This is a genomic window from Tateyamaria sp. (genome assembly GCF_039945315.1).
GTDB lineage: Bacteria > Pseudomonadota > Alphaproteobacteria > Rhodobacterales > Rhodobacteraceae > Tateyamaria.
The window spans coordinates 1-12,331 of the sequence record NZ_JBDUXB010000019.1 but is presented as its reverse complement, the minus strand read 5'-3'; the positions used below and the strand labels follow the sequence as shown (position 1 = coordinate 12,331).

At 60.0% G+C, this 12,331-nt stretch carries 12 protein-coding genes; 10 read left to right on the top strand and 2 right to left on the bottom strand.

Going from position 1 to position 12,331, the window contains the following annotated elements; genetic code table 11:
• Positions 1–111: 111 nt before the first annotated feature.
• The 8 genes from ABJD00_RS05125 to ABJD00_RS05090 all read left to right on the top strand — a co-directional run bounded on the left by ABJD00_RS05125 (position 112) and on the right by ABJD00_RS05090 (position 7,241).
• Entirely contained in the window at positions 112–1,335 is a 1,224-nt protein-coding gene (locus ABJD00_RS05125) for a glycosyltransferase family protein (protein WP_413835627.1), read from the top strand.
• Positions 1,332–2,570, top strand: a complete 1,239-nt coding sequence (locus ABJD00_RS05120; RefSeq protein ID WP_413835629.1) for a glycosyltransferase family 4 protein — start codon at positions 1,332–1,334, stop codon at positions 2,568–2,570. Before ABJD00_RS05125 ends, ABJD00_RS05120 begins: the two co-directional genes overlap by 4 nt.
• Complete coding sequence (locus ABJD00_RS05115; protein ID WP_413835632.1) at positions 2,567–3,634, top strand: glycosyltransferase family 4 protein; 1,068 nt, start codon at positions 2,567–2,569, stop codon at positions 3,632–3,634. Before ABJD00_RS05120 ends, ABJD00_RS05115 begins: the two co-directional genes overlap by 4 nt.
• The gene (locus tag ABJD00_RS05110; RefSeq protein ID WP_413835635.1) at positions 3,631–4,215 is read left to right on the top strand and encodes a histidine phosphatase family protein; all 585 of its coding nucleotides are present in this window, start codon (positions 3,631–3,633) and stop codon (positions 4,213–4,215) included. Before ABJD00_RS05115 ends, ABJD00_RS05110 begins: the two co-directional genes overlap by 4 nt.
• Positions 4,212–5,345, top strand: coding sequence for a glycosyltransferase family protein (locus ABJD00_RS05105; protein WP_413835638.1), 1,134 nt, complete (start codon positions 4,212–4,214; stop codon positions 5,343–5,345). Before ABJD00_RS05110 ends, ABJD00_RS05105 begins: the two co-directional genes overlap by 4 nt.
• Entirely contained in the window at positions 5,342–6,088 is a 747-nt protein-coding gene (locus ABJD00_RS05100; RefSeq protein WP_413835640.1) for a polysaccharide deacetylase family protein, read from the top strand. Before ABJD00_RS05105 ends, ABJD00_RS05100 begins: the two co-directional genes overlap by 4 nt.
• Entirely contained in the window at positions 6,085–6,570 is a 486-nt protein-coding gene (locus ABJD00_RS05095) for a class I SAM-dependent methyltransferase (RefSeq protein ID WP_413835643.1), read from the top strand. Before ABJD00_RS05100 ends, ABJD00_RS05095 begins: the two co-directional genes overlap by 4 nt.
• A gap of 104 nt (positions 6,571–6,674) precedes the next feature.
• The gene (locus ABJD00_RS05090; RefSeq protein WP_348201603.1) at positions 6,675–7,241 is read left to right on the top strand and encodes a PA14 domain-containing protein; all 567 of its coding nucleotides are present in this window, start codon (positions 6,675–6,677) and stop codon (positions 7,239–7,241) included.
• Between the two features lie 127 nt (positions 7,242–7,368).
• Here the strand turns inward: ABJD00_RS05090 and ABJD00_RS05085 are convergent, their stop codons facing one another.
• Positions 7,369–7,683: a TraR/DksA family transcriptional regulator gene (locus ABJD00_RS05085; RefSeq protein WP_108836534.1), complete on the bottom strand. Its 315-nt coding sequence runs from the start codon at positions 7,681–7,683 to the stop codon at positions 7,369–7,371.
• Positions 7,684–8,360: 677 nt separating this feature from the next.
• On the opposite strand from ABJD00_RS05085, the gene ABJD00_RS05080 reads away from it, so the two are divergent.
• Entirely contained in the window at positions 8,361–8,681 is a 321-nt protein-coding gene (locus tag ABJD00_RS05080; protein ID WP_413835646.1) for a hypothetical protein, read from the top strand.
• Positions 8,682–8,881: 200 nt separating this feature from the next.
• Here the strand turns inward: ABJD00_RS05080 and lepA are convergent, their stop codons facing one another.
• Positions 8,882–10,678: a translation elongation factor 4 gene (lepA, locus tag ABJD00_RS05075; RefSeq protein WP_413835648.1), complete on the bottom strand. Its 1,797-nt coding sequence runs from the start codon at positions 10,676–10,678 to the stop codon at positions 8,882–8,884.
• Between the two features lie 497 nt (positions 10,679–11,175).
• Between lepA and ABJD00_RS05070 the strand changes: the two genes are divergently transcribed.
• Positions 11,176–12,207, top strand: a complete 1,032-nt coding sequence (locus ABJD00_RS05070) for a Hint domain-containing protein (protein ID WP_413835651.1) — start codon at positions 11,176–11,178, stop codon at positions 12,205–12,207.
• Positions 12,208–12,331 lie beyond the last annotated feature (124 nt).

Sequence of the window (12,331 nt, the reverse complement as noted above, 5' to 3'; positions counted from 1 at the left end):
GGTGAGAAAACGCAACAGCTTGAAACGGCTGGGCAGCTTGCCTACCAGAGGGAACAAGGGGTCTGATCAGCGCGCGCGCTGGCAGAACAGTACGGCAAAAAGAAGAGCACGATGGTCACTTCGAAACCTGAAACGCTGACCCAGCCCGGTTCACGCCCCCGACGTGTGGTTCTTTACAGTCATGACACTTTTGGCCTTGGGCATCTGCGACGCAGCCGGGCGCTGGCCTCGGCGCTGACCCAGTCCGGCACTGCCGGTTCCGCAATCATCCTCACCGGCAGCCCGGTAGCAGGGCGATTTACTTTCCCACGCGCCGTTGATCACGTGCGTCTGCCAGGGGTCAAGAAACTGGCCGATGGCAGTTACGTCAGCCAGAACTCGGGCATGGATCTGGAGGCCACAACCTCCTTGCGTGAAGGTCTGATCAATTCCACCATCGTGCAGTACGACCCGGACCTGCTGATCGTGGATAAGGAACCCACCGGCTTTCGTGGTGAGTTGTTGCCCACTCTCGAAACGCTGACCAACTCTGGCCGCACTCGCATCGTGCTGGGGCTGCGCGACGTTCTGGACGAACCCGAAGTGCTCGCCTCTGAATGGGAACGCAAAGGCGCGCTGGACGCCGCCGAAGCGTATTACGACGAATTCTGGGTCTATGGACCGAAGTCTGTCTATGACCCAACTGTCGGCTTGCCTCTGTCAGATTCGGTACGCGCGCGCACCCATTGGACAGGCTATTTGCGTCGGGCCGTTATCGACCCGGCCGAGGTCCCCGATACACCCTACATCCTCGTCACCCCCGGCGGTGGCGGCGACGGCGAAGCAATGGTCGATCTCGTCCTTCAAGCATACGAGCAGGACCCGGAACTCTCCCCTCACGCTGTGCTGGTCTACGGGCCGTTCCTGTCCGGTGATCGGCGCGAGGCATTTGAATCCCGCGTGGCCGCCCTTGATGGCCGCGTGACAGCCACTGGGTTTGACAGCCGCATTGAATCGCTTTTTGCCAATGCTGAGGGTGTGATTTGCATGGGCGGGTACAACACATTCTGCGAGGTGCTGTCCTTTGATCAGCGCGCCGTCATCGTGCCACGCACCAAACCAAGGTTGGAACAATGGATCCGCGCCCACCGCGCCGAAGAGTTGGGCCTTGTGCGCAACCTCGATGAATTCCGCGATGGCCTTACCGCCGCCTCCATGATCTCGGCCATCCGAGGGCTACCGCATCAGCAACGCCCCTCTCAGGCAGGCGCTGACGGTCTGCTGGATGGTCTGGATTTGGTGATCGAACGCGCCAGTGCGCTTATGCGCTCGACGTTGGTCGACGCTGCGGAATGAGCAACGCCCAGCCGCGTCTGGCCGTCGCCGTAAAAGGCTGGCCGCGCCTCTCAGAGACGTTCATTGCACAAGAACTGGTAGCGCTGGAGCGTGCCGGGATCGATTTCGCCATCTGGTCCTTGCGCCATCCCACAGACACCAAGACGCATCCTCTGCATGACCAGTTGCGCGCGCCTGTCTACTACCTGCCCGAATACCTGCACCAAGAGCCATTGCGTGTGTTGCGCGGGCTGGGAGCGGCCATTCTGCGCCGCGGGTTTTGGTGCACCTGCGCGCAATTCCTGCGCGATTTGCGGCGCGATGTAACCCGCAACCGCGTGCGCCGGTTCGGACAGGCCTGCGTGATGGCGCGCGAGTTGCCGCGTGACACGCAAGCCATTTACGCCCATTTTCTGCATACCCCCTCTTCCGTCGCCCGCTACACAGCCGGTTTGCGCGGGCTTCCATGGGCGTTCTCGGCGCATGCCAAGGATATCTGGACGTCCCCCGAATGGGAGTTACGGGAAAAGCTGGCTGCGGACACAAATGGTGCAGGCTTTGGAGCAACCTGCACTGCGTTTGGAGCCGAGCATCTGAATGCGCTCGCGGCCACAACCCCGGTCGATCTAGTTTACCACGGCCTCGACCTTTCACGCTTTCCCGATCCGCCTGCACGCACACCGCGGAGCCCGGATGCGCCCTTCTCCATGCTCTCTGTCGGGCGATTGGTTGAGAAAAAGGGGTTTGACAGGCTGATCGACGCCCTTGCGCTGCTGCAGCGAAACATCGACTGGCACTGGATCCATATCGGCGGCGGCACGCTTGATGCCGACATGCGCGCCCGGGCCGAGGCTCACGGGATCAGCGCGCGTATCACATGGTGCGGCGCCTGCGATCAGCCCGAAGTGATTGCCGCCATGCGCGCTGCTGACCTTTTTGTCCTGCCCAGCCGCATCGCAAAGGACGGCGACCGTGACGGCCTGCCCAACGTGTTAATGGAGGCGGCCAGCCAAAAGTTGCCCATCCTCTCCACACCTGTGTCCGCCATCCCCGAATTCATCGACACCGGCGTGCATGGGATTTTATGCGCGGACGACCCTGTCACGCTCGCCAACGAAATGACGCGGCTGGCCGAAACGCCGGACCTCGGGCCCAAACTAGCTGAAGCCGCCCACGCGCGGTTGCATTCCGAATTCACCATGCAGCCGGGCATCGACCATCTTGCCGAACGCCTGCGCGGGATGATGCAGCCATGAATGTCGCCTTTTTCGCGCCCCTCAAACCACCCGGCCACCCGACGCCGTCCGGCGACCGAGCACTGGCCCGCGCGCTGATCAGCGCTCTTGACGCAGGTGGCCACGCCGTCACCCTCGCCAGCGATCTGCGCATTTACGAACCTCGCGGAGATATAGCCGCGCAGGACGCGTTATTTGCAGACGCCCAAGAAGAAGTTACACGTTTGCTGGCCCACGCCGATGCCCAATCTTGGGGCGCTTGGTTTACCTATCATAACTACTACAAGGCCCCCGACTTGGTCGGTCCCACTGTCGCACGCGCGCTGAACATCCCCTACCTGCAAGTGGAGAGCACGCGCGCTCGCAAGCGGCTTGATGGGCAGTGGGCACGGTTTGCCGCTGCTGCCGAAGCGGCCAGCGATGCCGCGCATACCATATTCTACTTCACCCATCGGGACGCCGAAACGTTGCGCCGTGATGCGCCCCACGGACAAAACCTGCGCCATCTGCCCCCTTTTCTCGACAGAATTGATCTGCCAGAGGTGAGCACTCTTGAGGGACCCATGCTGAGTGTGGGCATGATGCGCGAAGGGGACAAACTGAATTCCTATACCCTGATTGCGCGCACGCTAGAGGCTTTGCCGTCCTCACTTGAGTGGGAGCTGGATATCGCAGGTGACGGACCTGCCTATGGCGCAGTTGAGGCTTTGATGGAGCCGTTTGGGCAGCGCGTGCGCCTGCACGGAGCCCTCGATCCGATAGCGCTTGCTAAACTCTACAGCCATGCCAGTCTGCTTTTGTGGCCGGGCGTGAACGAGGCGTTCGGGTTGACCTACCTAGAGGCGCAAGCCGCAGGCGTACCTGTGGTGGCACAGGACCGACCCGGAGTGCGGGATGTGGTCTACGCCCCCCTTGCTGACGTGGACGCCGGTCCTTCCGGGCTTGCGGCAGAGGTTCTGAACCTGACCGGGAAACTAAACGTGCTGCGTGACATTGGGGGGAAAGCGCGTGCTATCGTGGCTGAGTGCCATCTCGCAACCAGCGCAACCAGAGCCTTGAACAAAACCTTGGAGTCCCTGACATGATCCGCCTTGCCCTTTTGCGCCACGGACACACAGCGTGGAACCGCGCCGGGCGCATTCAGGGGCGCACCGACATCCCACTGGACGACGAAGCGCGCGACCACCTGCGCGCATTCAGTCTCCCCGCGGGCTGGGCACACGCGGACATTGTTGCCAGCCCCCTGTCGCGCGCCATGGGCACAGGCGAACTGGTCACCGGACGCACTCCGCAGGCCGAACCGGCCCTGATGGAGATGAACTGGGGCGACTGGGAAGGGGGCCAAGGGGCCGTGCTCAAGGCCGATCCGGCATCTGGGTTTCGCGATATCGAAGACTGGGGCTGGGATTACTGCCCGCCGGGTGGTGAAGCGCCAGCCGATCTGCGCAAGCGGCTTGAACCATGGGCGATGGGTCTCACTCGCGATACCGTCGCCATCTGCCATATCGGCGTGATGCGAGTATTGATGGCTATCGCCACGGGCTGGAACTTTGACGGACCCGCGCCTTTTGCGATCAAACGGGACCGGTTGTTTGTGATCACCATCGACGGCACAAACTGGACCGCTGCGCCTACCAACGAACGGCTGATCAAGGCCACCTCATGAAGGTCATGATCGTCGTTACCCACCTGCTAGGCACAGGGCATCTGGCGCGCGCCCTGACCCTTGGGCAGGCCTTTCAGGTCAATGGGGATCATGTCACCATCCTGAGCGGAGGGCGGCCTGTGCCGCACTTCAACGCTCAAGGCATGCGCCTGATCCAACTGCCCCCCGTGCATTCCAACGGGACCGATTTTACCATGTTGCTGGGCGAAGACGGCGCACCCGTCGATCCTGCCTATATGGATGCACGGCGTGATATGCTGCTGGACGCGCTGGCAGAGGGTGCTCCCGACATTCTGATCACCGAGTTGTTCCCATTCGGCCGCCGCATCCTGCGCGACGAGTTCGCTGCACTGCTTGCGGCTGCTACGGACATGGAAGCACCACCTCTGGTCCTGTCTTCGATCCGCGATATCCTTGCGCCGCCCAGCAAGCCGGCCAAGGCCGTGTTTGCAGACGAACAGGTGGCTGCCTTTTATGACGGCGTGCTGGTGCACTCTGATCCCGACCTTGTGACGCTTGGGCACAGCTGGCCCGTATCCAACACGCTCGCACCCTCGTTGCACTACACCGGCTTTGTTGCCCCTGCGCCACCAAATGCCGACACGAATGATCACGGCAGCATCCTCGTCAGTGCGGGCGGGGGCGACGTGGGCGAACGTATTTTCGAGGCCGCGCTTGATGCCGCCTCTTTGATGCCTCAGGTCCACTGGTTGTTCCTTATTGGTGGGACAGACGCGCGACGGGAGCGGTTCATCCGCGCTGCGCCATCCCACGTCGATATCGAAGCGCCGCGCCCGGATTTCCGCACACTGCTGGCGGGGGCCGCCGCGTCTGTGTCCATGTGCGGCTACAACACGGCAATGGATGTCCTGCAAACTGGAGTGCCTGCCGTGCTGGTCCCATTTGATGACGGGGGTGAGGTGGAACAGGGATTGCGCTCCGAAGCATTGAGCCACCTCGACGGGATCACGGTGCTGCTGCAAGCGGAGTTGAATGGCCCGGCCCTCGCCACGGCCTTAGAAGACGTGCGCAACGCGCCGGTCCGACCACCGCGCCAGTCGAACATGAACGGCGCCGCGCGCAGCGTCGAGATTGCCCACGATTTGCGGGGCAGGCAGGTGTCGCAATGAACGTTGACTGGACCCCACTGCGTGAGGCGTTGAGCGCGTTTCGACGCGACGGGATCGCCCTGCCGATCTGGTGGCGCGACGATGATGCCGTGTCGGCAACGCCTGCGCTTGACCGGTTATCGGACCTCAGCACCGACCTTAACCTGCCGGTTCATCTGGCCATCATCCCGGCGCACCTTGATGAAACACTGGTCAACTTCATCGCAACCGCGCCGCTTATCCCCGTCGTTCACGGTTGGGCGCACAAGGACCACAGCGCCGGGATCGGCAAGAAAAACGAATTCCTGACACCGCGCACCGACGCGAACGATGAGACGGCCGAGGCGATGAAACGGATGCACGCCCGTTTTGGCGCAGCACTCGGTCCCATGTTTGTTCCCCCTTGGAACAGGATCAGTCCTCAGGTGGTGCAGGCGTTGCCCTCGCAAGGCTACACCTCGCTGTCCACATTTGGGCCACGCACGTCACCCGAGGCCGCCCCCGGCCTTGTCCAGATCAACACGCATATCGACCCGATCTGGTGGAAAGGGACGCGGGATCTGGTAGACCCTGCCCAACTGATCGCGCAAGCCTGCCAGCATCTGGAAGCACGGCGTTTGGGGAACGAAGATACGCGCGAACCCTTTGGCCTTTTGACCCACCACCTGGTCCACACAGAGGCCATCTGGACGTTTACCGCCGCCTTCCTGCGCGAACTGCTGGACGGTGGCGCAACACCATGGACGATGGAGAGCACGACATGAGCAGACTTGAATCGATGCGCCGCCGCCTGAGCGCACAGATTGACGGAATCAACTGGGCCGCAGCACTGATCAGCGACACACAGGGCGACGTGCTGGAAATGGGGCTGGGGAATGGCCGGACCTACGACCACTTGCGGCAGGAGATTCCAAACCGGCGGATCTGGGTGATCGACCGTGTGCTGGAGCCGCACCCCAGTTGCGTGCCTCCTCCGGAAGACTTCCTGCAAGGCGAAGCGGACGACATGCTGCGGCAGCTGGCCGAACAGGGGCATAAGATGGCACTCGCGCATTACGACTTCGGCCATGGGGTCAAAGACCTCGACGTAGCAGAAGGCGGCGCACTCAGCCCGCTGATCGCCGCCGTGATGGCACCGCGCGGTCTGGTGCTGTCACAACAGCCGCTGATCGGGCTCGAACAAATCGCGGGGCCGGACACGATTGATCCGGAACGCTACCTCTTTTACCGCGCACCGGCGGCGTAGCGTTCACAATAATGCTGGACAACTTGTCATTCTGGCAGGCTACGCTCTAGACTACTGGCCATTGAAAGCCCCACCAAAGCGGGCGACCAACGGGAGTAAACGGAATGAAGATGTTAAAGACAGCCGCGCTGGCAGCAGCGGCAATTCTGGTGGCGGGGGCCGCCTTCGCCGCACCGGTCAAGCTCAAACCCGCCAACCCACAGCCCAGTGGGCTCAAATCGGGGCTTTCGGTGAAATACACCTACCCGCTGGACGTCAAAAATCTCGCTCAAGCCAAACGCTATCTGAAAGAGGCCAAAGCAGGCCCAGCGCTTAAAGGGCTCGACTACCGCGACACCGCACCTGGTGAAAAAGCGTTGACCTCCAAGCAGGTCGAACACGTGGTTGCCGGAATCACCGGTTACGTAAAATTCGACAGCCCCGGAACCTACACAATCGACTTTCTGACCAATGACGGGTTGGACGCAAGGATCGGCGGGCAAGAGGTCGGCTATTTCGATGGACGGCAAACCTGTCAGGAAACACGCGCGGTCCAGGTCGAAGTGCCTCAGGCAGGCTGGTACCCGGTCGACATCCTTTACTTCCAGCGCGTGGGCACATCCTGCCTGCTGATGCGGGCGGGCAAAGGCGCGCCAGACTGGATGCCGGACTCCGCCTTCGGGTATAAGTAAGGGATCGCATGCGGGCTCTGGCCTGGCAGCGAATATCCATCCAAAGAACACAACATGCGGCCCCGATCACCAGATGCGGGGCCGTTGTCTATTTAGCGGAAGGCCAAAGCCTCACAGCAATTCGGTCTTAAACAGCACATCGCTTGCAGAACGGCGTGGCCGGCAACAACTCAAGACGGGCTTCCGAGATGGGTTCACCGCATTTGACGCAAAGGCCATAGGTACCTGCATCGACCCGCTGAAGTGCTGCGTCGATACGCTTTACCTCGTCCAGATCGACCCGGCCCAGCGCCTCCAACACCTCATCGCCCTGCCGCTCTGATGATCGATCCTCGACATCCTTGGTCGCGGGGGCGTCCAACTGGTGTTCAATCTCGGTCATATCACCGACCAGCTTGGCGCGACGGTTCAATAGGGTCTGTTTCTGGGTTGCGATGTCCATGGGCACCTCCTGTTGTGATGGAGGCCAGCATGGAACAAAGGACACGAGGCCGCCTTGACCCACATCAACAAGGGCCTCACCCGGAAACGGTCCCTGAAAAAGCGAAAGGCGCCAGGGGAGTGGACCGAGGTCCTCACCAACCTGACGCCTTCTTGAACCTATCATCCCCCCAGAGGGCGATTTGGGCCCAGCTTGCTCGGGGTGTTACCACCCGTCACCGAGACTGCTTGCCTTGCGACCTGCACTCCCCCGCTCCAACCCTGCAACTTCACCCTCTCACGTACCGTTTCCGATCCACGATCTGGCTCATGTCCTCTTGGCTTCCACTCGACGCACCTGATCCTGGGGACCTATTGCGTTTTGCTTACCACCCTGAGGGGCCTTTGCGTCCACCGCGTTGTTCGAAGAACTCTGCGTCGGTGAATTCAGACTGCGGTTTCGCGGCGAGTCGCGCAACATAAATTTGGCGGTTCTGCGAAATTTCTTGGGGATAAGCTGTTGATTTTACATGTGTATCTCTTGTGGATAAGCTGGGGGTAAGTCAGAATTATCGTGTCGATTGGCCTGCTTGGCATGGGTCAGAAACGGTGTCGTATACGGGTTTCCCTGACTTGATCGATTGCTGCAATGCGGCGAGGCTTGCGGGCATTGATTTCAGCAAAACAGGAGATTCGCCCATGTTCCCATTCACCTTCGCTCCGCATTTCGAATACCCGCTGTCGGGCAACATCACCCAAGCCATCGCCCCCAACTTTGGCGAGATCGAAGGGGTCCCGGAAGTCGAGCACGAGGTGATCACCTCAGTGGCCAGCTACGGCAAGCAGCTGGGCAAACTGACCGAGGCGCTGCTGCTGGTGGCGGACAACATGGGGGTCGAAGGGAAAGAGATCGACGACCTGCGCGAAATTGCGGACGGGGTGAAGGAAGCGAAGGCGCGGGCGGAGAAGGCGCGGGAAAGGGTGGAAGTTTTGGAAAAAACCCAGAAATTGCAGGAGTGAATTCATGGGGCGAGCTTCGGACCCAGCCCACCCTTGATTGCACGGTCGGCTTACCCAAAATGTTTGAGACACCCCTGCAAACTATTGATTATGAAATAATATGCATATGGCGAAAGCTGGATCGCCTCCACACGAACCGAGTGCCAGTGCGCGATACGACTTTCGCGCACTGGCATTCCTAAGCGCCCAAAATGGACGGATTAGCTGTCCATTTTGAGCGCGCTTATGAATGCTTCCTGCGGGATATCCACCTTCCCGAACTGGCGCATCTTCTTCTTGCCGGCCTTCTGTTTGTCGAGCAACTTCCGTTTCCGGGTGGCATCCCCCCCGTAGCACTTGGCCGTCACGTCCTTGCGCATCGCCGACAGCGTCTCGCGGGCGATCACCTTGCCCCCAATCGCCGCCTGGATCGGGATTTTGAACATGTGGCGCGGGATCAGGTCCTTGAGCTTTTCCACCATCGCCCGGCCCCGCATCTCGGCCCGGTCGCGGTGCACCATCATCGACAGCGCATCCACAGGTTCGTCATTCACAAGGATCGACATCTTGACCAGATTGTCCTCGCGGTAGCCCGTCAGTTGGTAGTCAAAGGACGCATAGCCCTTGGTCACCGATTTCAGTCGGTCATAGAAATCAAACACCACCTCGTTCAGCGGCAGGTCATAGACCGTCATCGCCCGCGACCCCGCATAGGTCAGGTCCATCTGGATGCCGCGCCGTTCCTGACACAGCTTGAGCACGTCACCGAGGTATTCGTCGGGCACGAGGATCGTCGCCTTGATCCGGGGTTCTTCCACGTGATCGATGGTGCTCGGGTCGGGCATGTCAGCTGGGTTGTGCAGTTCGGTCATCGACCCGTCGCGCTCGTAGACATGATAGATCACCGACGGTGCGGTCGTGATCAGCTCAATGTCATATTCCCGCTCGATCCGGTCGCGGATCACTTCGAGGTGCAAGAGCCCAAGGAACCCGCAGCGAAAGCCAAAGCCCAAGGCGGCGGACGTTTCCATTTCAAAGCTGAAGGAGGCATCGTTCAGCGCCAGTTTGTCGATGGCGTCGCGCAAGTCTTCGAATTCGTTGCTGTCCACGGGGAACAGCCCACAGAAAACCACAGGTTGCGCAGGCTTAAAGCCGGGCAGCGGTTCCACGTTTTGACGTTCGTGCGTGATCGTGTCGCCCACGCGTGTGTCACGCACCTGTTTGATCGACGCCGTCAGGAACCCGATTTCACCGGGACCGAGGCTGTCTACCACCTGCATTTCGGGGCGGAACACGCCGATGCGGTCCACGTGGTGCACGGTGTTGTTGGAGAGGAACTTGACCTTCTCGCCCTTTTTCAGCCGCCCATCGATGATGCGCACCAGAACGATCACACCCAGATAGCTGTCATACCATGAATCCACCAGCATCGCCTTGAGCGGCGCATCCGGGTCGCCCTTGGGCGCGGGCAAGTGTTCGACGATGGCCTCAAGCGTTTCGGTGATCCCCTGCCCCGTCTTGGCCGACACCTGAATAGCGCCGGAGGCATCGATCCCGATCACGTCTTCGATCTGTTCGGCCACGCGGTCGCAATCAGCGGCTGGCAGATCTATCTTGTTGAGAATAGGGACAATTTCGTGATCCGCGTCGATGGCGTGATAGACATTGGCCAGCGTCTGCGCCTCAACCCCCTGAGACGCATCAACAACCAGCAAAGACCCCTCGACCGCGCGCATCGAGCGGCTGACCTCATAGGCAAAATCCACGTGGCCGGGCGTGTCGATCAGGTTCAGCACATAGGCCTCGCCGTTTTCGGCGGTGAAGTCGATGCGCACCGTGTTGGCCTTGATCGTGATCCCGCGCTCCCGCTCGATGTCCATACTGTCGAGCAGCTGCGCCTTCATATCCCGTTCCGAGACCGTGTTGGTCGACTGGATCAAGCGGTCAGCAAGCGTGGATTTCCCGTGGTCGATATGTGCGACGATGGAGAAATTGCGGATATGTGAAAGCGGTATCATGGGATGGGATATGTCGCGGAACGCCGGGTTGGTCAATGGCCCGGAGGGTCGCGGCGCGCAACGGATCGTGGGGTGCTTTCGACGGACGGCGCGAATCGAGGGTTAACGCCCATGTTTTGTGGAGAATCGGACAAGCACAGGGCGTGCACTATGAGTGCACAAGGTATGCACCGGCTGTGCACGGTTTGGTGGGTTAACAGGGAGTGCGGTGGGGTTTGTTAAGGAGGGGTTAAGCGGTTTGCCGCACGGCGGCAGCCAACACCTTAACCTCGGACACTTCTTAGGTCGCTAAGCAGTTTTGTTGTGGGGGCGCACATCGTACGGTCTTTTTTGCACTCACTCCGCCTGGGCATTGGCTGTGCTCAATTTCAGCCCGTACACGCGATCAAGCTGCTGTTAAAAAAATCGCCCCGCATTCAGAAAAATCACCTTTCTGCCCAAGTCTCGACACGACAAACCGGCATAGGTCGTTGAAAAAGACGTATTGAGCGCAAGGCATGGCCGATTATGACATCTATGTTCTTGATGAAAGCGACATCACGCTCAGTGATGGCGCCATTCTGGATGGGGTCAATCAGGGTGATGGCAGCCATCTGCTAGGGATTGAGATCACGCTCAACGACAACGCGTGGCGCCCGATTTCGATCACGGATGATGACGACAATTTTCAGGACAGTGACAGTTTGCAGCAGCTGGACGGAGCACAGACGGTGGACGGGGTCACATATGACTCAGGCACAACTGTTGAAGCCGAATTTTCCTTTATTGTGACAGACGGCACCAACTCTTGGACGCTGGTGGCGTTCAACGTCAACAACTCCAACCCTGCCTATGGGACGGTCGAGGGGCTTGCCTTTGTCGGAGATCCAGGGAACTTTCCACCCGTCGGTGTGACCCTGACTGTCACCAGCACACTGGAAGGGCCCAGTTTTGATTCCGGTGACTACACCACCCCTATCTGTTTTGCAGAGGGTACGCTGATCGACACGCCGGATGGCCCATGCCCCATTGAGATGATTGCCGCAGGCGATCTGGTGACCACCGCACCCGGTGTCGCAATGCCGGTCCGCTGGCGCGGGGCGCGCCGGGTCGCACGCAAAGGCCCTTTTGCCTCGGTTGTTTTTGCACCGGACGCCATCGGCAATACGGATTCCCTTGAAACCTCTCAACAGCATCGGGTGTTGGTGACCGGCTGGAAGGCTGAATTGTTGTTCGGTGTGCCTGAGGTTTTGGTTGCCGCGGTCCATCTGGTCAACGATCACAGCGTGCGCCTGCGTCATGGCGGCTGTGTGAGCTATCATCACCTACTCCTTGATAGCCATCAGTTGGTTTGTGCAGGTGGTGCATGGACAGAAACCTTGCTGCCCGGACCCGAAGCGTTGCACAGCATGACACCTAAGGCCCGTAAAGAGGTGCTGAGCCTGTTTCCTGAACTGGCCGAGAAATTTCAGCGGAATGATCAGAAGAATTGCGCTCAAAGCATTCTGCCCGTGCTCAAATCCCATGAAGTTCGTTTGAGGTGCCCCTAGATTTGTAGACGCTTTGCTTGGTAATTTTGGAACCAAGGAGAGACGGATATGAACAAGGGCATACGGTTTACGGATGAGTTTAAGCAGGACGCCGTGGCGCAGGTTGTTGAGCGTGGATATGCGG

Excerpts from the sequence above, each read along its gene's own strand:
- ABJD00_RS05125 (WP_413835627.1), top strand. The coding sequence starts at position 112 with ATGGTCACTTCGAAACCTGAAACGCTGACCCAGCCCGGTTCACGCCCC.
- ABJD00_RS05120 (WP_413835629.1), top strand. The coding sequence starts at position 1,332 with ATGAGCAACGCCCAGCCGCGTCTGGCCGTCGCCGTAAAAGGCTGGCCG.
- ABJD00_RS05115 (WP_413835632.1), top strand. The coding sequence starts at position 2,567 with ATGAATGTCGCCTTTTTCGCGCCCCTCAAACCACCCGGCCACCCGACG.
- ABJD00_RS05110 (WP_413835635.1), top strand. The coding sequence starts at position 3,631 with ATGATCCGCCTTGCCCTTTTGCGCCACGGACACACAGCGTGGAACCGC.
- ABJD00_RS05105 (WP_413835638.1), top strand. The coding sequence starts at position 4,212 with ATGAAGGTCATGATCGTCGTTACCCACCTGCTAGGCACAGGGCATCTG.
- ABJD00_RS05100 (WP_413835640.1), top strand. The coding sequence starts at position 5,342 with ATGAACGTTGACTGGACCCCACTGCGTGAGGCGTTGAGCGCGTTTCGA.
- ABJD00_RS05095 (WP_413835643.1), top strand. The coding sequence starts at position 6,085 with ATGAGCAGACTTGAATCGATGCGCCGCCGCCTGAGCGCACAGATTGAC.
- ABJD00_RS05090 (WP_348201603.1), top strand. The coding sequence starts at position 6,675 with ATGAAGATGTTAAAGACAGCCGCGCTGGCAGCAGCGGCAATTCTGGTG.
- ABJD00_RS05085 (WP_108836534.1), bottom strand. The coding sequence starts at position 7,683 with ATGGACATCGCAACCCAGAAACAGACCCTATTGAACCGTCGCGCCAAG.
- ABJD00_RS05080 (WP_413835646.1), top strand. The coding sequence starts at position 8,361 with ATGTTCCCATTCACCTTCGCTCCGCATTTCGAATACCCGCTGTCGGGC.
- lepA (WP_413835648.1), bottom strand. The coding sequence starts at position 10,678 with ATGATACCGCTTTCACATATCCGCAATTTCTCCATCGTCGCACATATC.
- ABJD00_RS05070 (WP_413835651.1), top strand. The coding sequence starts at position 11,176 with ATGGCCGATTATGACATCTATGTTCTTGATGAAAGCGACATCACGCTC.